Source organism: Methylobacterium sp. CCH5-D2 (genome assembly GCF_001556475.1).
Classification (GTDB): domain Bacteria; phylum Pseudomonadota; class Alphaproteobacteria; order Rhizobiales; family Beijerinckiaceae; genus Methylobacterium; species Methylobacterium hispanicum.
In genome coordinates, this window is the sequence record NZ_LSIX01001004.1 from 1 (window position 1) to 19,655 (window position 19,655).

Here is a 19,655-nt window from a genome sequence, read left to right on the forward strand (position 1 = left end):
CTACGGGCTGCTGCACAACCTCGCGGCGGCGATGAGGCCCGGCGGCCGGGTCGGCATCCTCGACGCCGACGCGGTGCCGGCGCGCCACGGCACGCCGCCGGCGCTCCTGCGCTGTGAACTCGCGGCCGCCGGCTACCGCGAGACCGGCTTCTCCTGGCTGAAGGACGGGGCCTATCTGGCCGTCTTCGAGGCGCCCGCGCCCGAGCGGCGGCCGGATCCCACCAGCATCCGGCCCTGCGCCGATGCGGCGACGCGTGGTGGGCGCTGAGGCAGGTTCAGGCCGGCTCGTCGGCGGGCTTCTGGCCGGGCGGCGCGAAGAAGTCCTCGGGCAGCAGCGCGGTGACGCGGCCGTTCGCGACGTCGAGGCTCGGCACGAAGGCCTTGGTGAAGGGCAGGAGAGCAGTCGGGCCGCCCTGCACGGAGCGGATCTCCAGGAGGTCGCCGCCACCGTAGTTCGGCACCGCCACGACGCTGCCGAGCTGCGCCCCGGCCTCGTCCACGACCGCGAGCCCGATCAAGTCGGCGAGGAAGAACTCGTCCTCCTCCGGCTCTCCGAGCTTGTCGCGCGCGATCGACAGGCTGACCCGGTTGAGCGCCTCGGCCCCGGTGCGGTCGGCCACACCTTTCACGCGGCAGAGCAGGATGTCGGCGGCGGCGCCCGGGGCAGGGCGGGCATCGAGGAGTTCGAGGCTGCGGCCGTCCGACGTGCGCAAGGGGCCGTAGCCCGCGATGGCGAGCGGGTCGCCGGTGTAGGATTTCAGGCGGATTTCGCCGTTGAGACCGTGCGGGCGGCCGAATTCGCCCAGCAGCACGAGATCGGGATCGGGCGAAAGAGGCTTCGGGGGCGGAGCCCTGCGGGCGGATGTCACCGCGGCCGGATCGAGACGGCCCGTGCGCCGCGCGCCGTCGCCGTGTGCGTGGGATCCGGGACGACGGGCCATGCGGGCTCTGTCCTTCCATACGGGCGCCGCCGCGCGGCGCGAGAGGGCGGGAATCGGGCGCCGCGGCACAACCGTCGGTCCCGCCCTCGCTCCGTCCCCTCCCCATAACGGGGAGGGGCTGGGGCGCAAGGCCCTTAGGCCGCGGCGTCCTCGGCCGGGGCGGCGGCCTTCTCGGCGCGCTTGGCGGCGCGCTCCTTGGCCTTGTCGCCGGGCTCGGCCTTCTGCGGGTTGTTGCGCACGGCGCGCTTGGCGAGGCCGGCGGCGTCGAGGAAGCGCAGCACGCGGTCGGTCGGCTGGGCGCCCTTGGCGAGCCAGGCCTGGACCTTCTCGGTGTCGAGCACGACGCGGGCCGGATCGTCCTTGGCCTTCATCGGGTCGTAGGCGCCGACCTTCTCGATGAAGCGGCCGTCGCGCGGGGCGCGGGCGTCGGCGACGACGATGCGGTAGTACGGGCGCTTCTTGGCGCCGCCACGGGTGAGACGGATCTTCAGGGACATGGTCTTCTCCTAGAACGTAAGGACTTGCGGGCGGATGGCGCGCGGCTACGCGATGCCGGCCGCCCTACTTCTTCTTCCCGAACGGGAATCCACCGAGACCGGGCAAGCCCGGCATCTTCGGCCCGCCGAGCCCCGGAAGGCCCGGCATCTTTCCACCACCGAGTCCCGGCGGCATGGGCGGCAGCTTGCCGCCGAACTGCTTCTCCAGCGCCGCGATCTGCTCCGGCGTCGGCTCGGGCATGCCCGGGGGCAGGCCCGGCATCCCGCCGGGCATTCCGCCCATCCCGCCCCCGCCGAGCCCGAACATGCTGCCGAGCGCCTGGCCGATGCCGCGCTTGCCCGAGCCCATCGCCTTCATCATGTCGGCCATGGTCCGGTGCATCTTGAGGAGCTTGTTGATCTCCTCGACCTTCACGCCCGAGCCCGCCGCGATGCGCTTCTTGCGGGAATTCTTGAGGAGATCGGGGTTCTTGCGCTCGTGGGGGGTCATCGAGGAGATGATCGCGCGCTGGCGCTTGAACATCTTCTCGTCGAGGTTGGCGCCCTCGACCTGCTTCTTGATCTGGCCCATGCCGGGCAGCATGCCCATCAGACCGCCGATGCCGCCCATCTTCTCCATCTGGGCGAGCTGCTGGGACAGGTCCTCCAGGTCGAACTTGCCCTTGCGCATCTTCTCGGCGGTGCGCATCGCCTGCTCGGCGTCGATCGTCTCCGCCGCCTTCTCGACGAGGGAGACGATGTCGCCCATGCCGAGGATGCGGTTGGCCACGCGCGCCGGGTGGAACTCCTCCAGCGCATCGACCTTCTCGCCGACGCCGACGAGCTTGATCGGCTTGCCGGTGACCGCGCGCATCGAGAGCGCCGCGCCGCCGCGCGAATCGCCGTCCATGCGGGTGAGCACGATGCCGGTGACGCCCAGCCGCTGGTCGAAGGCGCGGGCGGTGTTGACCGCGTCCTGGCCGGTGAGCGCGTCGGCCACCAGCAGCACCTCGTGGGGGCGCGTCGCGGCCTTCACCTCGGCGGCCTCGGCCATCAGGCCCTCGTCCACCGTGGTGCGGCCGGCGGTGTCGAGCATCACCACGTCGAAGCCGCCGAGACGCGCCGCGTCCATGGCGCGCCGCGCGATCTGCACCGCCGACTGGCCGGCCACGATCGGCAGCGACTCGACGCCGACCTGTTTGGCCAGCACCGCGAGCTGCTCCATGGCGGCCGGGCGGCGGGTGTCGAGGGAGGCGAGCAGCACTTTCCGCTTCTCGCGCTCGGTGAGGCGCCGGGCGATCTTGGCGGTGGTCGTCGTCTTGCCCGAGCCCTGCAGGCCGACCATCAGGATCGGCACGGGGGCGGGGGCGTTGAGATCGACCGTCTCGGCGTCGGTGCCGAGCATCGCCACCAGCTCGTCGTTGACGATCTTCACGACCATCTGGCCGGGCGTCACTGACTTCAGCACGACGGCGCCGACGGCCTTCTCGCGCACCCGGTCGGTGAAGCCGCGCACCACCTCGAGGGCGACGTCGGCCTCCAGGAGGGCGCGGCGCACCTCCCGCATGGCGGCGGTGACGTCGGCCTCGGTGAGCGCGCCCCGGCGGGTGAGGCCCGAGAGGATGCCGGAGAGGCGGTCGGAGAGACCTTCGAACATGCGGCGCGTCCGTCCCGCTTACTGGTGCAGCCCGGCCCGCTCGACGCGGCGGGCCTGGAGGTCGGCCTCGAAGGCCTGGATCGCGCGGGCGAACTTGTCCCGGCACTCCGTGTTGCAGAAGCCCACGACCGCGCCGTTGTAGAGGGTCAGCGCGTCCGCCGAGATCGGCTTGCCCGACCACGGGCAGATCTCGTTGATCGCATCCTCGATGTTCAGGCGCTCGGTCGGCATGGCACGGACGGCTCTCGGATGGCCCGGCATCCGTCGCCAGCACCAAGGGCGCCCGAGGGCGCGCACGCGCTGTCGGGCGTTGGCCTCCGGCCTCTGGGACCGGTCGGCTTCGGTGTCGACGACGTTCGTCGGACGGGTCCGGGGCGGTAACCGGGCGGACCGGGGAAGTCAAGCCGGACGGCGCAAACCGGCACGGGCTCGCGCCGGGACGCCGGGAGGTCGTTAAGATTTACGTCTTCTTAAGCATGTTCAGGCTTGATGGCTCCACCCCGAACAGGACGACTCAGCCGATGTCGGAACCCGCCCGCCAACACCCGCCGTCCGACGCCGGCCCGCGGCCCTCATCCGGCCCCCTGCGCGACTGGCTCGCCGCGATGAAGGCCCACGCCCCGGCTACCGCCGCCGAAAGCCCGCCCGAGCCGGCCCGTCAGCCCGCGCGGAGCGAGCCTCCGCGCCCGGAGCCGGGCTGGAATCCCCGGATCGTCGAGGCGCGCGCGCCCCGCACGGAAGATCCGGACCTGTCCGAGCTGATGGCCGAGAACCTGATGCTGAAGGCCAAGCTCGACCTCGAGGCTGGGCGGCAGGACGCGCTGGAGGCCAAGCTCGCCGAGGAGATCCGAGCCCTGCGCGGCCACGTGCAGGAGGAGGTCGCGCTGCTGGAGAGCTTCCGGGCCGAGCGCGATCGGATGACGGCCGAGTGCGAGAACCTGCGGGCCGGGCAAGCGCGCCACGAAGCCGAGAGCGACGTCCTGCGGCGCGAGCGCGACCGGATCGCGGCCGAACGCGATGCCGCGCGGATGGACGGCGCCCGGTTCGAGGCCGAGCGCGACGCGCTGCGGGAGGAATGCGACCTGTGGCGGGCGCGGGCCGAGGCGTTGGCCCAGCCCCTGTTCCAGGCCCGTCGCTGAGCCGGAAACGGCATCCGAAACGCCGAAGGGCCGCCCGATGGGCGGCCCTTCCATTGCCGAACCGCGGTCCGGCCGAAACTGGTCCGATGTCGGAGCTCAGGCGCCCTTAGAGGCAGGCACCGGAGGCGTCGGTCCAGGTCCGGGAAGCCGAGATGCGCGGCTGATGACAATGAGACACTGGATCACCTCCTTTCGTTGGTTGCGGATGAGCCCAAGGTAGGGGTGCCCGGGCGGCTTGTGAAGGCCGTCGGCTGCGCCCTCTCGCCGCAACGCGGCACAGGGCGGCCGGCCGATCCGGTGGGCTTCCGCGGCCCGGCGCGGGGGCGTATCAGGGCGCTCTCGCATCGAGCCCCCGTATCCGCCTTGTCCGTCTCCCCGCTGCCCCACGCGCGCTCCGACGACGCCCTCGACCCGGCGGCCATGCGCCGGCCCCTGGCCGACGCGTGGTACTGCGTCGGGCAGTCCGCCGCGCTCCGCGGCACAGGTCAGAAGGCCGTGCGGGCGGTCTCGCTCGACGGCGAGCAGATCGTGCTCGGCCGCGGGCCGGACGGCGCCCCCTTCGCGCTGCGCGACCGCTGCCCCCACCGGGGCATGGCGCTCTCGAAGGGCCGCTTCGACGGCGAGACCCTGATGTGCCCGTTCCACGGCTGGCGCTTCGGCACGGACGGGCGCTGCCGCGAGGTGCCGACGCTTTCGACGCACGACGCGGCCGATTTCTCGCGCATCGCCGTGCAGCGCTTCCCCGTGCGGGAGAGCGCAGGCTTCGTGTGGGTCAACCCGAACCCCCAGCCGGGCGGGGCGGCCCCCGCGGTGCCCGCGCTCGATTTCGAGCCGGCGGGCTCGCTCGTGGTCGCGCTGGAAGTGGAGGCCTCGTTCGACCTCACGACCCTGAGCCTGGTCGATCCCGGCCACGTCGCCTTCGTGCACGATTCGTGGTGGTTCCGGCCCTCGAAGGAGTTGCGTGAGAAGGTGAAGACCTTCCAGCCGGTCGAGCACGGCTTCGTCATGACGAGCCATGCCACCACGAAGAGCTCGCCCGTCTACCGCCTGCTCGGCGGCGTGCCGGAGGTGGAGATCGAGTTCCGGCTTCCCGGCGTCCGGCTGGAGCGGATCAGGGCGGGCCACAAGCGCGTGGCCAACTACACCTTCGCCACGCCGCTGTCCGAGAACCGGACCCTGCTGACCAACGCGCTCTACTGGAGCATGCCGGCTCTGAACCTGCTCAAGCCGATCGCCCGCCCGCTGATGCGGCAGTTCCTGACCCAGGACCAGCAGGTGCTGCAGCACGCGCAGGCCGGCCTCGACCGCAAGCCGACGATGGTGCTGCTCGGCGACGGCGACCTGCCCTCGCAATGGTATTTCCGTCTCAAGCGCGAGGCCCTGGAGGCTGCCCGCTCGGGCCGCGGCTTCGTCAACCCGCTGGAGCGGCGGGAGCTGCGCTGGCGCTCCTGAGCGCGACGGCAAGGCTTCATTAACCATATTCCGGTCACCTGTCGCGCAACGACCACTTGCCCCGCGAGCCCCGATGCCCCGCTTCTTCATCGACCTGCACGACGGGGCCCAGCCGGTGCGCGACGAGGTCGGCTTCGACCTGCCGGATCTCGACGCGGCCCGCGGCAAGGTCACCCGGATCATGTCGGCGATCGTGCGCGACATGCTGCCGGACGTCGAGCGCCAGGACTACGTCGCCTGCGTGCGCGACGTCGGCGGCGCGGTGGTCTACCGCGCGCGGCTGTCGCTGGCGGTCGAGGCGGCCGAGTAGCGCGCGCCCCTGCGGCACGGTCGCGTGCACCGCTTGACGGGCGCGCGCGCCCGGCCATCTCGGGGTGCATGAAACGGCGCAGCCTGCTCACGGTCGCCAGCGCGGCCACGGTGATGACCCTCGGAGGCGTCGGCTACGCCGCGCACCGGCGCTCCAAGAACCCCTACTACGAGGGGCCGAGGAGCGAGAACTTCGATGGCCTGCGCTTCCACAGCCCCGAGCAGGGCGCCGACAAGAACCTCTCGGAGGTGATCCGCTGGCAGCTCACCCGCGAGGGCGAGCGCTGGCCGACGCATTTCCCGAGCCCCTTCCCGGCGGACAAGCCGCCGGAGCGCGTGGACACCCTGCGGGTCGTGCTGATCGGCCACGCGAGCTACCTCGTGCAGGTGGCGGGCCGGAACATCCTGATCGATCCGGTCTTCGCCAAGCGCGCGAGCCCGCTGCGCTTCGCGGGACCCAAGCGCGTGAACCCGCCCGGCATCGCCTACGCCAACTTGCCGCCGATCGACGCGGTTCTGATCACCCACAACCACTACGACCATCTCGAGGGGCCGACCGTCGCGCGGCTCTGGCAGGACCACCAGCCGACCATCGTGGCGCCGCTCGGCAACGACGCGATCCTGCGCGGCTACGACGATTCGATGGTCGTGGAGACCCGGAACTGGGGCGAGGCCGTGGATCTCGGCGGCGGCCTCGCCGTACACCTCACGCCGGCCAACCACTGGTCGGCGCGCGGCGTCAACGACCGGCGCATGGCCCTGTGGTGCGCCTTCGTGCTGACCTCGGAGCAGGGCGTGCACTACCATGTGGGGGATACGGGCCTCGGCGATGGCGCGATCTTCCGGGCGATCGCCGAGCGCTTCGGCCCACCCCGGCTCGCGACGCTGCCGATCGGCGCCTACGAGCCGCGCTGGTTCATGCAACCCCAACACATGAACCCCGAGGACGCGGTGACGGCCCTCGGGCTCCTCGGGGCCGCCCAGGCGCTCGGCCACCACTGGGGCACATTCCGGCTCACCGACGAGGGGGTCGAGCGGCCCGCCGAGGCCCTGGACGCCGCCCTCGACGCCGCCGGGCTGCCGCGCGAGCGCTTCCTGGCGCTGCGCCCGGGACAGGTCTGGATGCCGGGCTGAGGCGCCGCTCAGGGCGCGGCCGGCACGGGCCGGGGCCGGCTCCGCGCCGTGATGCCGACCGAGGCGGCGATGACGCAGCCGATCGCGAACCATTGGACCGGGCTCAGGCGCTCGCCGAGCAGCGCCAGCGCGGCGAGCGACGCGATCGCCGGCTCCAGGCTCATCATCACGCCGAAGGCCTGCCGGTCGAGGCGGCGGAGCGCCACCATCTCGAGCGAGTAGGGCAGGGCGCTCGACATCACCGCGACGACGAGCCCGCTCGCGAGCGTCGCGGGGGCGAACAGGTCGGTGCCAGCCTCCGCGAGCCCGAAGGGCGCGATCACGAGGGCCGCGGTCGTCATGCCGAGCGCGACCGCCTGACCGCCATGGAGGCGGCCCGCGCGCTGGCCGAACAGGATGTAGAGCGCCCAGGCCAGAGCCGCCCCGAGCGCGTAGGCGACGCCCACCGGGTCGAGCGCGCCCGCTCCGCCCAGCGGCAGCAGCAGGCCGAGCCCCAGCACCGCGAGCCCGATCCAGGCGAGGTCGGCGAGACGCCGCGAGGCGGAGAGCGCCACCGCGAGCGGCCCCGCGAACTCGATCGCGACCGCGGGCCCCAGCGGGATGGTCAGGAGCGCCCGGTAGAACAGCAGGTTCATCAGGCCGAGCGCGGCCCCGTAGAGCACGATCCAGCCCGCATCGCGGGCGGCCAGGCTGCGCCGCCAGGGGCGCCAGAGCGCGAGCAGGATGAGGGCCGAGAAGCCGACGCGGAGCGCCGAGACGCCGGAGGCGCCGACCGCCGGGAACAGGCTCTTGGCGAAGGCCGCCCCGCTCTGCAGCGAGACCATGCCGGCTACGAGCGCGGCGACGGGCAGGAGCGGGCTGCCGCCGGGATGAGTGTCGTTCACTGGGCAGACGTCTCGACGGTCGCGCCGTCCGCGCGAGCGGCTCCCTCCCTCCCGCCGGGGAGGAAGAGAGCGCTGAGGTTACAGGATGAACCGGCTCAGATCGGCGTTCGCCGCGAGGCTCTCCACCCGTGCCCGCACATAGGCGGCGTCGATCGCCACCGTCTCGCCGGAGCGGTCGGTGGCCGTGAAGGAGATGTCGTCGATCACCCGCTCCAGCACCGTCTGCAGCCGGCGCGCGCCGATGTTCTCGACCGAGCCGTTCACCTCGACGGCGACACGGGCGAGCGCGTCGACGGCGTCCTCCGAGAAGGTCAGCGTCACGCCCTCGGTCTCCATCAGGGCGACCGTCTGTTTGAGGAGGCTCGCCTCGGTGGCGGTGAGGATCTGCTTGAAGTCCTCGACCGTGAGCGGCTGCAGCTCGACGCGGATCGGCAGGCGGCCCTGAAGTTCGGGCAGCAGGTCCGCGGGCTTCGAGACGTGGAAGGCGCCCGACGCGATGAACAGGACGTGGTCGGTCTTCACCGGGCCGTGCTTGGTCGCGACCGTGGTGCCCTCGATCAGCGGCAGGAGATCGCGCTGCACGCCCTCGCGCGAGACGTCGCCGGAGGCGCGGCCCTCGCGGGCGCAGATCTTGTCGATCTCGTCGAGGAAGACGATGCCGTTGTCCTCGACCTCGCGGATCGCCTCGCGGATCAGGGCCTCGTCGTCCACGAGCTTGTCGCTCTCTTCCGCCAGCAGCGGCGCGTGGGCGTCGCGCACGGTGATGCGGCGCGGCTTCCCCCGCTGGCCGCCGAGCGCCTTGCCCAGCATGTCGCCGATGTTGATCGCACCCATCGAGGCGCCGGGCATGCCGGGGATCTCGAACATCGGCAGGCCGGCGGACCCGCCGGCGGCGAGTTCCAGCTCGACCTCCTTGTCGTCGAGCTGGCCGTCGCGGAGCTTCTTGCGGAAGCTGTCGCGGGTGGCCTGGGATGCGGTCGGGCCGACCAGCGCATCGAGGATGCGGGATTCGGCCGCCGCCTCGGCCTTGGCGCGGACCGACTTGCGCTTCTCCTCGCGGGTCAGCCCGATCGCCACCTCGACGAGGTCGCGCACGATCTGCTCGACGTCGCGGCCGACATAGCCGACCTCGGTGAACTTGGTGGCCTCGATCTTCAGGAAGGGCGCGTTGGCGAGCCGGGCGAGGCGGCGGGCGATCTCGGTCTTGCCGCAGCCGGTCGGGCCGATCATCAGGATGTTCTTGGGCGCCACCTCCTCGCGCAGCGGCCCGGTGAGCTGCTGGCGGCGCCAGCGGTTGCGCAGCGCGATCGCGACGGCGCGCTTGGCGTCGTGCTGGCCGACGATGAAGCGGTCGAGTTCGGAAACGATCTCGCGGGGGGAAAACGTGGTCATCGCCCTGGGCTGCCTCGGCGCTCGTCCTCGTGTGCGGCTGAGCCCGGAATGGGGTCTCGGCGCCTGCGGCGCAAGGGCAGCCAGGGGATCCCAAAGGGCCCGAGGCCCTTCGGCGGGGTCCCGGGGCGCGTAGCCCCGGGCTTGGCTCTTCCGACCGGCAAAGCCGGGACGGAAGAGCCACATGCAGGGCTCTGCCCTGCACCCGCGAAAGGTCTCGGACCTTTCGAAACCATGCCCCCCGCGCTCAGGCCGCCCGGACCTCCGCAACGAAGCCGTCGACCTGCACGCCGAGGTCGCCCGCCCGGCGGGCGAGTTCGCCGGCCGCGGACAGGACCTGCGCGGCGCCCGCACCCGCAGCCTGGGCGTCGCCCCGCATCTCCGCCATGCTGCCGGTGACCGCCCGCGTCCCCTCGGCGGCGCCCGCGACGCTGCGAGCGATCTCCCGGGTCGCGGCCTGCTGCTCCTCGACCGCGGCGGCGACGCCGAGCGCGATCTGGTGCACGCCGCCGATCGTCGCGTCGATCTGGCCCATCGCCGAGACGGTCTCGCGGGTGGCGTCCTGGATGGTGGCGATCTGGGCGGTGATCTGGTCGGTCGCCCGAGCGGTCTGGGCGGCCAGTTCCTTCACCTCGGACGCCACCACCGCGAAGCCGCGCCCAGCCTCGCCCGCGCGCGCCGCCTCGATCGTGGCGTTGAGCGCCAGGAGGTTCGTCTGGCCCGCGATGCTGGCGATGAGGCCCACGACCTCCCCGATGCCGCCGGCGCTGCGGGCCAGGATCTCGACCTGCTCGCGGCTGCGCCGCGTGCCGGCGACCGCGCTCGCGGCCGCGTCGGCGGTGCGGGCCACCTGCGTGCCGATCTCGTTCGCGCTGGCGGCGAGTTGCTGCGCCGCCGCCGCCACGGCCTCGACGCTCCCGGCCGTCTCGCCGGAGCGGTAGGCGGCCGCCTCCGAGCGGCGGCTGGTCGCCTCGGCGGTCGTGGTCAGGCTGCGGGCGGTGGCCTCCATCTCGGTCGCGGCGGCGGCCAAATGCTGGACCAGCTCGCCGACGCTGCCCTCGAAGCGGTCGGCGAGCGCCGCCATCTCGGCCTGCCGCGCGGAGCGGACCGCCGCGCCGGACCGCGCCTGCTCGGCGCGCAGGGTCTCGGCGGTCCGCATCGCCTCGGCGAAGACCTGCATGCTGGCCCAGATCGCGCCGATCTCGTCGCGGGTGGGCCGCACCGGGGGCAGATCGTGCCGCCCGCCGGCGAGCGCCCGGATCGCCTCCGAGACCGCCGCGAGCGGCCGGGCGATCTGGCGCCGGCCGATCAGGCCGCCGATCACGAGGCAGCCGAGCGTGCCCCCGAGCGCCAGAGCCAGCAGGAGGGCCATGCGCTGGCTGTAGAGCGTGTCGGTGGCCGCATCGATCGCCTCGACCTCGTCGCGCCCGCGCTTGACCAGCTCGGTGATGCCGGCCTGGAAGGCGCGGCGGTTGCCCTGGTTGGCCTCGTTGAAGCCGAGCGCGGCGGCGGCCTTGGGCGAATCCTCGGTGCCGGCGCGGGCGATCTCCGTGCGCATCCGCGCGAAGGCGGCCGCGTCGCGGGAGACGGCCTCGAAGAGGGCCCGGTCCCTCTCCTCGACGATCGGCGCCCAGGCCTTCAGCAGCGCGTCCATCGCGGCGAGGCCCCGGGCGATGCCCTCGGCGTATTTCCTCGCCTCGGTGCGGTCGGCGGAGGCATAGACGCCGCGGGAATCCATCGTCACCTCGGAGGCGAGGCGGTTGAGGTTCGCCCCGTTGAGCGCGCGCGTGGCCGCGAACCGCGTCTCGCCGATGGCCGCGTTGAGGGTGCGCAGCGATCCGATGCCCAAAGCCGCCACCACGAGGGTGACGGCGCTGCAGCCGCCGACGAGCCCGAGGAGTTTGGTTCCGATCTTCATGGTGCCCAGCGTTCCGTTCCCGGGGCTGCACCATGCGCACAATATCTCAAGCTCTGATTAATGATCGGATCTATGTTGCAGAAGCGCTGTCCAGGCTCTCGATGACGAGGGAGCCGTTGGTATAGACGCAGATGTCGGCGGCGATCTTCATCGCCTTGCGGACTATAGTCTCCGCATCGTACGCGCCGTCCTCCAGGGCGCGGGCGGCCGCGAGCGCGTAGTTCCCGCCCGAGCCGATCGCCATAACGCCGGTCTCCGGCTCCAGCACGTCGCCCGCGCCGGAGAGGAGCAGGCTCACCTCCCGGTCCGCCACCAGCATCATCGCCTCGAGGCGGCGCAGGTAGCGGTCGGTGCGCCAGTCCTTGGTCAGCTCGACGCAGGCGCGGGTCAGCTGGCCGGGATACTGCTCCAGCTTGGCCTCCAGCCGCTCGAACAGCGTGAAGGCGTCCGCGGTGGCGCCCGCGAAGCCGCCGATCACCTGGCCCTTGGCGAGCCGCCGCACCTTGCGGGCGTTGCCCTTGACGATGGTCTGGCCGAGGCTGACCTGGCCGTCGCCGCCGATGACGACGCGCCCGCCCTTGCGCACCATCAGGATCGTCGTCGCGTGCATCGTGGGTAGGGCGTCGTGCTCGGCCAAGGCTGTCTCCGTCCGGTCCGGGAGTTGCGTCCCGCGCCGCAGGTAAGCGCTGACGCGCCCGAATGCCAACGCGGTGCTTGACGGCGGCGGAGATTTGGGCCGGAAGGGCGCGCAACCACCAACATCCCATCAGGAGCCGGCCGATGCCGCCGCTATCCGAACTGTCGCCCGACGCCCTCGCGGACCTGCGCGCGGGGCTGCGCAAGGAATACGATGCCCTGAAAGGCCAGGGCCTCAAGCTCGACATGACCCGCGGCAAGCCGGCCTCGGCCCAGCTCGACCTCTCGGCGGAGATGCTCGCCCTGCCGGGCAACCGCGACACCACCGCCGAGGACGGCACGGACGCGCGCAACTACGGCAACCTGCAGGGCTTGGCCGAGACCCGCGCCCTGTTCTCGACCCTGATGGGCGCGCCCGCCGACCAGATCGTGGTCGCCAACAATTCCAGCCTCGCGCTGATGCACGACACCATCGTGTACGCGCTGCTCAAGGGTGTGCCGGGTGGCCGGGGCCCGTGGTCGAAGGAGGAGCCGATCACCTTCCTGTGCCCGGTGCCGGGCTACGACCGCCACTTCGCGCTCTGCGAGGGTTACGGCATCCGCATGATCCCGGTGCCGATGACCGGCGAGGGCCCGGACATGGACGCGGTGGAGAAGGCCGTCTCCGATCCGAGCGTCAAGGGCATCTGGTGCGTGCCGAAATACGCCAACCCGAGCGGCGAGACCTACAGTGCCGAGACGGTGCGGCGCCTGGCCTCCATGAAGACCGGCGCACCCGATTTCCGGATCTTCTGGGACAACGCCTACGCGGTGCACCACCTCACCGCCGAGCGGCCGGAGCTCGCCAACATCCTCGAGGCCTGCGCGGCGGCCGGCAACCCGAACCGGGCCTTCGTGTTCGCCTCGACCTCGAAGGTGACGCTGGCCGGCGCCGGCCTCGCGCTCTGGGCCTCCTCCCCTGAGAACCTGCGCTGGTACCTCGCCCAGGCCGGGCGCCGCTCGATCGGCCCGGACAAGCTCAACCAGCTTCGCCACGTCCGCTTCCTGCGCGACGACGCGGGCATCGCGGCGCACATGGAGAAGCACAGGGAGCTGATCGCGCCGAAATTCGCGGCGGTCGAGGAGGCCTTCGCGGCCCGGCTCGCCGGGCAGGGCGTGGCGCAGTGGAGCGCCCCGAAGGGCGGCTACTTCATCACGCTGGACGTGCAGGACGGCACCGCGAGCCGCGTGGTGGCGCTCGCCAAGGACGCCGGCCTCGCGCTGACGCCCGCGGGTGCGACGCATCCCTACGGAAAGGACCCGAACGACCGGACGCTGCGCATCGCCCCGACCTTCCCGAGCCTCGCCGAGGTGCGCAAGGCGGCCGAGGCCGTGGCGCTCTGCACGCTGCTGGCGGCCGTCGAGGCGCGGCTGGGCTGAGGCGACACAATCCCTCCCCCTCCGCGGGGGAGGGAACGGTGGCATTACACCACCACCGTCACCGCCTCCGCGGCTCGCGTAAGCCCCGTGTAGAGCCAGCGCGCCCGGTGCTCGCGGAAGGCGAAGGATTCGTCGAACAGCACCACCTTGTCCCACTGCGAGCCCTGCGCCTTGTGCACGGTCAGCGCGTAGCCGTAGGTGAACTCGTCGGTCTCGCGGCGGAGGTAGAGCGGGATTTCCTCCTCGCTGCCGGCGATGATCTGGCGCAGCACCTTGATCTCGGTGGCGCGGCGCCGGAGCGCCGGGTCGTCCTCCGGCACCACGTCGAGGCGCACGAGGTCGGGACGCGGGGGCGCGCGCAGTGCCTTGACGGTCCAGGTCGAGCCGTTGAGCAGGCCCTTGGTGCGGTCGTTGCGCAGGCAGACCAGCTTCTCGCCCACCGCCGGCATCGGGTCGGTGTGGCCGGCGAGCTCCCGCAGGCGGTTGTTGTAGAGCCGCCGTGTCTTGTTCATGCCGACCAAGACCTGATCGCAGTCGAGCACCTGCTCGGAATCGATGTCGCGCCGGGAGACCACCTGGCTCGCCCCGTAGCTCCCGAGCGCCAGGCGTCCGCCCTCCCGCACCGTCATCGCCATGCGGATGATCGGGTCGTCCTCCGCCTGCCGGTGCACGTCGGTGAGCATCACGTCGGGCTCGGCCTCGGTGAAGAAGCCGCCGCCGCGCACGGGGGGCAGCTGGGCCGGATCGCCCAGCACCAGAACCGGCTTGTCCAGCGAGAGGAGGTCGTTGCCGAGGTCCGAATCGACCATCGAGCACTCGTCGATGACGATGAGGTCGGCTTTCGCGGCGGGGCCCGAGCGGTTCAGCGTGAAGGTCGGGCCGCCTTCCTCCGCCTCCTTCGTGCGGTAGATCAGGCTGTGGATCGTGCCGGCATCGTGGCAGCCCTTGGCGCGCATCACGGAGGCCGCCTTGCCGGTGAAAGCGCCGAAGACGACCGAGCCATCGACGTCCTCGGCGATGCGGCGCGCCAGCGTGGTCTTGCCGGTGCCGGCGTATCCGAACAGGCGGAAGACCTGATCGCCCCCGCCCTTGCGCCAGTCCGAGATGGCCTTGAGCGCCGCCTCCTGCTGCGGCGCGAACCGGGTCGGGACCGAATCCGTCACGGCCAGCGGACGGTGGGCGGCAGGGACGAGAGAATCGAGGCGACGTTGCCGCCGGTCTTCAGGCCGAAGATGGTGCCGCGGTCGTAGAGCAGGTTGAACTCGACGTAGCGCCCGCGCCGCACCTGCTGCTCGTGGCGGTCCTCCTCGGTCCAGGGCGTGGCGAGGTTGCGCCGCACGATCGCCGGATAGGCGTCGAGGAAGGCCAGACCCACGTCGCGCGTGTAGGCGAGGTCGGCCTGGGGGTCGCCGGTCCAGTGATAATCGTAGAAGATGCCGCCGACGCCGCGCGGTTCGTTGCGGTGCTTGAGCCAGAAGTACTCGTTGCACCACGCCTTGTATCGGGCGTAGTCGACGGCCGGCGCGTGCGCCTCGCAGGCCTCCCGCAACCGGTCGTGGAAGAGCCGGCTGTCCGGGTCGTCCTGCGTGCGCCGCCGCTCGAGCACGGGGGTGAGGTCGGCACCGCCCCCGAACCACGCCTTCGTGGTCACCACGAAGCGCGTGTTCATGTGCACGGTCGGCACGTTCGGATTCCAGGGGTGGACGATCAGCGAGAGGCCGGTGGCGAAGAAGCGCGGATCCTCCGCCGCGCCCGGCATCTGCGCGCGGAATTCGGGGGCGAACTCGCCGTGCACGGTCGAGACGTGGACGCCCGCCTTCTCGAACACACGGCCCTTGAGGATCGCCATGGTGCCGCCGCCGCCATGCGCGCCGCTGTGATCGGTGCGCTCCCAGGGCGTCTTCACGAAGGCCTGCGGCTCAGCCGGCGCGTCCGGGTGGAAGGGGCCCGCGGCCTCCGCCTCGATCGCCTCGAGCGCGGCGGTGATGCGGTCGCGCAGGGCGGTGAACCACGCGCCGGCCTCGGCCTTCAGGGCGGCGAGGTCGGCCTCGGAGGGCAGGGGATGGGGCGAGGAATTGGGGATGTCGGGCCGCGTCATGGCTCCAGGCTTTCCCATCCCGCCCCGCGAGCGTCAATGCGCCGGATCGCTACGCCGGTCGGGCCGCGATCGCCTCGATCTCCACGAGGTAGCCGTGGTTGAGCGCGGGCACCGGTACGACGGTTCGGGCGGGCTTCGCGTCGCCGAAGACCTCTGCGTAGATCCGGTTGAAGTGCGGCCAGTTCTCGACCCCGACGAGGTAGGCGGTGACGCGCAGCACCCGATCCGGCCCGCAGCCCGCCTCGGCCAGGATGGCGAGGAGGTTCGCCAGCGCCTGCCGCACCTGCGTCTCGAAGGGCTCGCCGGACGTGTGCGTGCCGTCCGGGCGCGGCCCGAGTTGGCCGGAGACGAACACGAGGTCGCGCCACGCCGTGCCCTGGACGTAGTGCCCGGCCGGCGTCGGCACGGCGGCGGTGGCGATGCGCTCGATCGGATCGGTCATGAGATCGATGGACTCCTCTGCGATGGCTGAAAGGGCGCGGGTCCCCTCTCCCATAGGGAGAAGTCTGCTCTCGCGGAACGCCGGGTGAGAGGTATGAGGCTGCCTGATCAGACGCTGTTCTGATCGCGCGTCGATGGCGTGCGCAGTCCTGTGAGGTCATACCCCTCGCCCCAACCCTCTCCCTATGGGAGAGGGGGCCTGTCGTGGTCCCGGCGCCTCACCAGCCGTTGATGCGGGGCCAGACCGCCGCGACGCGGCCGGCGCCGTCGAGGACGTGGTAGCTCCCGTGCTGCGCGCCCGTGGCGCAGGCGTGGTTGGGCAGGATGCGCAGGCGCGTGCCGATCGGCAGGTCCGGGAGCGCCGCCGTGGACCCACGGCGTAGCGCCACGATGCCGTGCTCCTGGTTGGCGTCGGCCACGATCAGGTCCGGGTAGGGCGTTCCATCACGGTCGCAGACGACGCCGTAGCCCTGGTCGAGCCCTTGGCGCGCCGTGCCGCGGTCGCGCGAGAGCGCCATCCAGCCGGCGTCGACGATGATCCAGCCCTTGGCGCGCTGGTGCCCGATGACGGTCGCCAGCACGCTCAGCGCGATGTCCTCCGGCTCGACGGCCCCGACGCCCGCCTGGAACAGGTCGCCGAACATGAAGACGCCGGCCCGGACCTCCGTGACGCCCGTGAGATTGCGGGCGAAGCGCGCGGTCGGGGTCGAGCCGACGCTGACGACCGGGCAGGGCAGGCCGTCCGCCCGCAGGATGCCGGCCGCCGTGACGGCGGCGACGCGCTCGGCCTCCGCCGCGGCCGCCAGCGCCTCCGGATCGCTCAGTGCGTAGCTGTCGCCCGCGTGGAGCAACACGCCGCGCAAGTCCGCCCCACCCGCGACAAGCCTGCGCCCGATCGCCACGAGCGCGTCCGCGTCTTCCGGCGCGACGCCGGAGCGGTGCCCGTCCGCGTCGACCTCGATCAGCACGGGTAGCCGATCGCCGCTGCGGGCCGCGTGCGCGGCGACCGCCTCGGCCTGTTCGGAGGAATCGAGGATCACCGCGAGGTCCGCGCCGGACGCCCGAATCCGCGCGACGCGCGCGAGCTTGTCCGGCGCGATGCCGACCCCGTAGATCACGTCGCGCAGCCCGGCCTCGCAAAAGTACTCCGCCTCGCGCAGGGTCGAGACGATGGCGGGCCCCGCCGGCGCCCCCATGGCGAGCCGGGCGACCTCGCGCGACTTCGCGGTCTTCAGGTGGGGACGGAACGCTACGCCGAGGCTGGCGAGACGCGCGCGCATCCGCGCGACATTCGCCCGGACGCGGGCTTCGTCGAGGAGCAGGCAGGGTGTGTCGAGCGCCTCGACTTCGGTCCCCTGCGTTGCCGCCATGATCGCCTCCGTCCGAGCCCGCCTCCGGCTTACGCGCTCGCCCGCGAGGACGCCAGCCCGACGGTCCGTTCGTATCGGCCATGTGCTCGCCCACACGTCGAGCCGGCGGCGCCCCACCCATATCGGTCTCGCGCAAGAAAAAAAACATTCGGATGCATGGACTGGAAGCTTTTCCAGAATCCGACCTCCGCAGAGAAGAGACCGGATACTCTCGATGACCAGCCGTTTCGCCACCGCCGCTGTCGCGATTGCTCTGAGCCTGACCGCCCCGGCCGCGTTCGCTCAGGCCGGCAACTGGCCGCACGCGGAGCGCGCGCCGGTCGGCGCCTACGACGACATCACCACGGGCTCGATCGGAATCGCCCGCCCGCAGGCTCGCGGCGGCTGGGAGTCTGTCAGCTCTGCCAAGGCCGGCAACGCGAACCAGCAGAACTTCCCGGTGCAGCAATACGGCCAGACCGCGGGCGGTCCGGCCTAGGGATCCGGTCGGAGGCAAGCGGAGGCGGGGCGCGAGCCCCGCCTTTTTCCCGCTTCGGCAACGACGACACGCAACGGCGCCATCCGCGCAACCGCTGGCGGTATCAGCGCCCGAGCTTTGTCCCCGGCTGAATTCGAAATGCGGTGGACGCGGGCCGCGACCGACGGTTAAACCTCCCCGGAAATCACATGGGAGGGATGCGTTTGGCACAGGACGTGATCCTGGCGACGAGCGGCCTGACGAAGGAGTTCAAGGGGTTTCGCGCCGTCAGCGGCGTGAATCTTGAGGTCGTACGTGGCACGATCCACGCCCTGATCGGCCCGAACGGGGCCGGCAAGACGACCTGCTTCAACCTTCTCACCAAGTTCCTACATCCCAGCGCCGGCTCGATCCGCTACAAGGACCGGGACATCACCGGCATGAAGCCTGCCGACGTCGCCCGCCTCGGGCTGGTGCGCTCCTTCCAGATCTCGGCGGTGTTCCCGCACATGAGCGTGCTGGAGAACGTGCGCATCGCGCTCCAGCGAAGGCGGCGCGGCGATTCCTTCGATTTCTGGCGCCCCGAGCGGGTGCTGCGGGCGCTCGACGGCGAGGCGCTCGACCTCGTCGAGGCGGTCGGGCTCTCCGCCTTCGCGGAGCATCAGGCGGCCGAGCTCTCCTACGGCCGCAAGCGGGCGCTGGAGATCGCCACGACGCTCGCCCTCGATCCCGAGATGCTGCTCCTCGACGAGCCGATGGCCGGGATGGGCCACGAGGACGTGGACCGCACCGCCGCCCTGATCCGGCGGATCGCGAACGACCGCACGATCCTGATGGTCGAGCACAACCTGTCCGTGGTGGCCTCGCTCTCCGATCGCATCACCGTGCTGGCGCGCGGTCAGGTGCTGGCCGAGGGCGACTACGCCAGCGTGTCGAAGGATCCTCGCGTGGTCGAGGCGTATATCGGGTCCGGTCATGCCTGAGGCGGCGCGCGCGATGGATCCGGCGGCCTCGGCCGCGCCCCTGCTGGCCCTGCGCGGCCTCCAGGGTTGGTACGGCGAGAGCCACGTGCTGCACGGCGTCGATCTCGACGTACGGGCCGGCGAGGTGGTGACGCTGCTCGGCCGCAACGGCGCGGGCAAGACCACGACGCTGCGCGCCATCATCGGCATCCTGGGCAAGCGCGCCGGCTCGATCACCTACGAGGGGGTCGAGACGATCGGGATGCCCTCGCGGTCGATCGCCCGGCTGGGGATCGGCTACGTGCCGGAGGAGCGCGGCATCTTCGCGAGCCTCACCGTGCAGGAGAACCTGATGCTGCCGCCGCGGGTGAAGCCCGGCGGCATGTCGGTGGCCGAGATCCACCAGCTCTTTCCGAACCTGAAGGAGCGGGCGTCGAGCCAGGGCACGAAGCTCTCGGGCGGCGAGCAGCAGATGCTGGCCATCGGCCGCATCCTCAGGACCGGCGCCAAGCTGATCCTGCTCGACGAGCCGACGGAGGGCCTCGCCCCCGTCATCGTCCAGCAGATCGGCCGCACGATCCTGAAGCTGAAGGCGGAGGGCTACACCATCGTGCTGGTGGAGCAGAACTTCCGCTTCGCCCAGACGCTGGCCGACCGCCACTACGTGGTCGAGCAGGGCCGCGTCGTGGACATGATCCCGAACGCCGATCTCGACGCCAACATCGACAAGCTCCACGCCTATCTGGGCGTCTGAGCGGGAACACGGGGCCGACGGGCCCGGAACGGCCGACCGCGCGGGCGCGGGACGGTGGACGCCCACACGGAGGACGACGACAGATGGTGAGATCCGTTCTATTCGCGAGCGCGATCAGTGCCCTGGCCATGGGCGGGGCGCTCGCCCAGACCGCCGTCAAGGTCGGCGTGCTCGGCGACCGCTCGGGCGTCTACACCGACATCAGCGGCGAGGGCTCGG

General features: G+C 71.8%; 20 protein-coding genes and 2 pseudogenes. 10 read left to right on the top strand and 12 right to left on the bottom strand.

Annotation, left to right across the window (positions count from 1 at the left end):
- A pseudogene (locus tag AX737_RS34950) lies at positions 1 to 268 on the top strand (Mrp/NBP35 family ATP-binding protein); the annotation flags it as partial.
- Positions 269 to 275: 7 nt separating this feature from the next.
- Here AX737_RS34950 and rimM read toward each other — a convergent pair.
- The 4 genes from rimM to AX737_RS27320 all read right to left on the bottom strand — a co-directional run bounded on the left by rimM (position 276) and on the right by AX737_RS27320 (position 3,305).
- Positions 276 to 941: a ribosome maturation factor RimM gene (rimM, locus tag AX737_RS27305; RefSeq protein WP_066926953.1), complete on the bottom strand. Its 666-nt coding sequence runs from the start codon at positions 939 to 941 to the stop codon at positions 276 to 278.
- A gap of 134 nt (positions 942 to 1,075) precedes the next feature.
- The gene (rpsP, locus tag AX737_RS27310) at positions 1,076 to 1,438 is read right to left on the bottom strand and encodes a 30S ribosomal protein S16 (protein ID WP_066926955.1); all 363 of its coding nucleotides are present in this window, start codon (positions 1,436 to 1,438) and stop codon (positions 1,076 to 1,078) included.
- Between the two features lie 64 nt (positions 1,439 to 1,502).
- Positions 1,503 to 3,074 (bottom strand): signal recognition particle protein, encoded by a 1,572-nt coding sequence (gene ffh, locus AX737_RS27315; RefSeq protein ID WP_066926957.1) that lies wholly within the window; start codon positions 3,072 to 3,074, stop codon positions 1,503 to 1,505.
- Positions 3,075 to 3,092: 18 nt separating this feature from the next.
- On the bottom strand, positions 3,093 to 3,305 hold the full coding sequence (locus AX737_RS27320; protein ID WP_066926959.1) for a glutathione S-transferase: 213 nt from the start codon (positions 3,303 to 3,305) through the stop codon (positions 3,093 to 3,095).
- A 290-nt stretch (positions 3,306 to 3,595) separates the two neighbouring features.
- On the opposite strand from AX737_RS27320, the gene AX737_RS27325 reads away from it, so the two are divergent.
- The 4 genes from AX737_RS27325 to AX737_RS27340 all read left to right on the top strand — a co-directional run bounded on the left by AX737_RS27325 (position 3,596) and on the right by AX737_RS27340 (position 7,108).
- Positions 3,596 to 4,213 (top strand): ATPase, encoded by a 618-nt coding sequence (locus tag AX737_RS27325; protein ID WP_066926962.1) that lies wholly within the window; start codon positions 3,596 to 3,598, stop codon positions 4,211 to 4,213.
- A 420-nt stretch (positions 4,214 to 4,633) separates the two neighbouring features.
- A complete protein-coding gene (locus AX737_RS27330; protein WP_156453994.1) occupies positions 4,634 to 5,665 on the top strand; it encodes an aromatic ring-hydroxylating dioxygenase subunit alpha in 1,032 nt (343 codons plus the stop codon).
- 73 nt (positions 5,666 to 5,738) lie between these two features.
- On the top strand, positions 5,739 to 5,975 hold the full coding sequence (locus AX737_RS27335; protein ID WP_066926966.1) for a hypothetical protein: 237 nt from the start codon (positions 5,739 to 5,741) through the stop codon (positions 5,973 to 5,975).
- 68 nt (positions 5,976 to 6,043) lie between these two features.
- Positions 6,044 to 7,108: an MBL fold metallo-hydrolase gene (locus tag AX737_RS27340; RefSeq protein WP_066926968.1), complete on the top strand. Its 1,065-nt coding sequence runs from the start codon at positions 6,044 to 6,046 to the stop codon at positions 7,106 to 7,108.
- An 8-nt stretch (positions 7,109 to 7,116) separates the two neighbouring features.
- Here AX737_RS27340 and AX737_RS27345 read toward each other — a convergent pair whose 3' ends face one another.
- The 4 genes from AX737_RS27345 to hslV form a co-directional block, all read right to left on the bottom strand.
- Entirely contained in the window at positions 7,117 to 7,932 is an 816-nt protein-coding gene (locus AX737_RS27345; RefSeq protein ID WP_082773332.1) for an EamA family transporter, read from the bottom strand.
- A gap of 138 nt (positions 7,933 to 8,070) precedes the next feature.
- Positions 8,071 to 9,384 (bottom strand): ATP-dependent protease ATPase subunit HslU, encoded by a 1,314-nt coding sequence (hslU, locus tag AX737_RS27350; protein ID WP_066926974.1) that lies wholly within the window; start codon positions 9,382 to 9,384, stop codon positions 8,071 to 8,073.
- A gap of 244 nt (positions 9,385 to 9,628) precedes the next feature.
- Entirely contained in the window at positions 9,629 to 11,299 is a 1,671-nt protein-coding gene (locus AX737_RS27355; protein ID WP_066926976.1) for a methyl-accepting chemotaxis protein, read from the bottom strand.
- A gap of 70 nt (positions 11,300 to 11,369) precedes the next feature.
- Positions 11,370 to 11,936: an ATP-dependent protease subunit HslV gene (gene hslV / locus AX737_RS27360; protein ID WP_197430739.1), complete on the bottom strand. Its 567-nt coding sequence runs from the start codon at positions 11,934 to 11,936 to the stop codon at positions 11,370 to 11,372.
- Between the two features lie 143 nt (positions 11,937 to 12,079).
- Here hslV and AX737_RS27365 point away from each other — a divergent pair, with 143 nt between their 5' ends.
- Positions 12,080 to 13,354: an aminotransferase class I/II-fold pyridoxal phosphate-dependent enzyme gene (locus AX737_RS27365; protein ID WP_066926984.1), complete on the top strand. Its 1,275-nt coding sequence runs from the start codon at positions 12,080 to 12,082 to the stop codon at positions 13,352 to 13,354.
- A gap of 44 nt (positions 13,355 to 13,398) precedes the next feature.
- Here the strand turns inward: AX737_RS27365 and AX737_RS27370 are convergent, their stop codons facing one another.
- The 4 genes from AX737_RS27370 to AX737_RS27385 form a co-directional block, all read right to left on the bottom strand.
- Positions 13,399 to 14,517, bottom strand: a complete 1,119-nt coding sequence (locus tag AX737_RS27370; protein ID WP_066926986.1) for an ATP-dependent RecD-like DNA helicase — start codon at positions 14,515 to 14,517, stop codon at positions 13,399 to 13,401.
- Positions 14,514 to 15,452, bottom strand: a complete 939-nt coding sequence (hemF, locus tag AX737_RS27375) for an oxygen-dependent coproporphyrinogen oxidase (RefSeq protein ID WP_066926988.1) — start codon at positions 15,450 to 15,452, stop codon at positions 14,514 to 14,516. The genes AX737_RS27370 and hemF overlap by 4 nt, the downstream gene beginning before the upstream one ends.
- A gap of 49 nt (positions 15,453 to 15,501) precedes the next feature.
- Positions 15,502 to 15,894 carry a RidA family protein gene (locus AX737_RS27380; protein ID WP_066926990.1) on the bottom strand — a complete coding sequence of 131 codons (393 nt, stop codon included), beginning with the start codon at positions 15,892 to 15,894 and terminating at the stop codon, positions 15,502 to 15,504.
- Positions 15,895 to 16,111: 217 nt separating this feature from the next.
- Positions 16,112 to 17,263: an alanine racemase gene (locus AX737_RS27385; protein WP_066926991.1), complete on the bottom strand. Its 1,152-nt coding sequence runs from the start codon at positions 17,261 to 17,263 to the stop codon at positions 16,112 to 16,114.
- 214 nt (positions 17,264 to 17,477) lie between these two features.
- Here AX737_RS27385 and AX737_RS27390 point away from each other — a divergent pair, with 214 nt between their 5' ends.
- The 4 genes and pseudogenes from AX737_RS27390 to AX737_RS36485 all read left to right on the top strand — a co-directional run.
- Positions 17,478 to 17,741 carry a hypothetical protein gene (locus tag AX737_RS27390; RefSeq protein ID WP_066926993.1) on the top strand — a complete coding sequence of 88 codons (264 nt, stop codon included), beginning with the start codon at positions 17,478 to 17,480 and terminating at the stop codon, positions 17,739 to 17,741.
- A 203-nt stretch (positions 17,742 to 17,944) separates the two neighbouring features.
- Positions 17,945 to 18,703, top strand: a complete 759-nt coding sequence (locus AX737_RS27395; protein WP_066926996.1) for an ABC transporter ATP-binding protein — start codon at positions 17,945 to 17,947, stop codon at positions 18,701 to 18,703.
- Positions 18,696 to 19,436: an ABC transporter ATP-binding protein gene (locus AX737_RS27400; RefSeq protein ID WP_066926995.1), complete on the top strand. Its 741-nt coding sequence runs from the start codon at positions 18,696 to 18,698 to the stop codon at positions 19,434 to 19,436. Before AX737_RS27395 ends, AX737_RS27400 begins: the two co-directional genes overlap by 8 nt.
- Positions 19,437 to 19,519: 83 nt before the next feature.
- A pseudogene (locus AX737_RS36485) lies at positions 19,520 to 19,655 on the top strand (ABC transporter permease); the annotation flags it as partial.

Excerpts from the sequence above, each read along its gene's own strand:
- AX737_RS27320 (WP_066926959.1), bottom strand. The coding sequence starts at position 3,305 with ATGCCGACCGAGCGCCTGAACATCGAGGATGCGATCAACGAGATCTGC.
- AX737_RS27345 (WP_082773332.1), bottom strand. The coding sequence starts at position 7,932 with ATGGTCTCGCTGCAGAGCGGGGCGGCCTTCGCCAAGAGCCTGTTCCCG.
- ffh (WP_066926957.1), bottom strand. The coding sequence starts at position 3,074 with ATGTTCGAAGGTCTCTCCGACCGCCTCTCCGGCATCCTCTCGGGCCTC.
- hslU (WP_066926974.1), bottom strand. The coding sequence starts at position 9,384 with ATGACCACGTTTTCCCCCCGCGAGATCGTTTCCGAACTCGACCGCTTC.
- AX737_RS27385 (WP_066926991.1), bottom strand. The coding sequence starts at position 17,263 with ATGGCGGCAACGCAGGGGACCGAAGTCGAGGCGCTCGACACACCCTGC.
- AX737_RS27355 (WP_066926976.1), bottom strand. The coding sequence starts at position 11,299 with ATGAAGATCGGAACCAAACTCCTCGGGCTCGTCGGCGGCTGCAGCGCC.
- rpsP (WP_066926955.1), bottom strand. The coding sequence starts at position 1,438 with ATGTCCCTGAAGATCCGTCTCACCCGTGGCGGCGCCAAGAAGCGCCCG.
- AX737_RS27325 (WP_066926962.1), top strand. The coding sequence starts at position 3,596 with ATGTCGGAACCCGCCCGCCAACACCCGCCGTCCGACGCCGGCCCGCGG.
- AX737_RS27380 (WP_066926990.1), bottom strand. The coding sequence starts at position 15,894 with ATGACCGATCCGATCGAGCGCATCGCCACCGCCGCCGTGCCGACGCCG.
- AX737_RS27390 (WP_066926993.1), top strand. The coding sequence starts at position 17,478 with ATGACCAGCCGTTTCGCCACCGCCGCTGTCGCGATTGCTCTGAGCCTG.
- AX737_RS27330 (WP_156453994.1), top strand. The coding sequence starts at position 4,634 with ATGCGCCGGCCCCTGGCCGACGCGTGGTACTGCGTCGGGCAGTCCGCC.
- hemF (WP_066926988.1), bottom strand. The coding sequence starts at position 15,452 with ATGACGCGGCCCGACATCCCCAATTCCTCGCCCCATCCCCTGCCCTCC.
- AX737_RS27400 (WP_066926995.1), top strand. The coding sequence starts at position 18,696 with ATGCCTGAGGCGGCGCGCGCGATGGATCCGGCGGCCTCGGCCGCGCCC.
- rimM (WP_066926953.1), bottom strand. The coding sequence starts at position 941 with ATGGCCCGTCGTCCCGGATCCCACGCACACGGCGACGGCGCGCGGCGC.
- AX737_RS27365 (WP_066926984.1), top strand. The coding sequence starts at position 12,080 with ATGCCGCCGCTATCCGAACTGTCGCCCGACGCCCTCGCGGACCTGCGC.
- AX737_RS27340 (WP_066926968.1), top strand. The coding sequence starts at position 6,044 with ATGAAACGGCGCAGCCTGCTCACGGTCGCCAGCGCGGCCACGGTGATG.
- AX737_RS27335 (WP_066926966.1), top strand. The coding sequence starts at position 5,739 with ATGCCCCGCTTCTTCATCGACCTGCACGACGGGGCCCAGCCGGTGCGC.